At 56.0% G+C, this 359-nt stretch carries 1 protein-coding gene; it reads left to right on the top strand.

The genetic code is table 11. The annotated features are described in order from the left end of the window. Positions 1-359: DDE-type integrase/transposase/recombinase (locus HMPREF2888_RS00005; protein WP_141744791.1), on the top strand; the 359-nt coding region annotated here is incomplete at both ends.

Consider the following 359-nt stretch of genomic DNA (forward strand, 5'->3'; position numbering starts at 1 on the left):
GAAAGGCTTTGTGTACGCCGCGTTTGTCACTGACGTTTACTCCCGGCGAATCGTTGGGTGGGCGCTATCAGACTCGATGCGCACCGAAGCGTTGCCGCTGCAGGCTCTCAACCAGGCGATCGTGTGTGCTGAGGAAACGACAGGTCTCATTCACCATTCGGATCATGGGTCGCAGTACGTGAGCGTGGTCTACAACGAGCGACTTGCCCAGCATGGCATTGCCGCTTCCACTGGGACGGTTGGTGACTCCTATGACAATGCTTTGGCTGAAAACGTTAACGGCTCCTACAAGAACGAGCTGATCCATACCCGCAGGTGGGATGACGTTATCGAGGTAGAAATCGCGACGTTCGAGTGGG

The organism is Corynebacterium sp. HMSC077D03 (genome assembly GCF_001808545.1).
In the GTDB taxonomy this organism is placed as follows: Bacteria; Actinomycetota; Actinomycetes; order Mycobacteriales; family Mycobacteriaceae; genus Corynebacterium; species Corynebacterium simulans.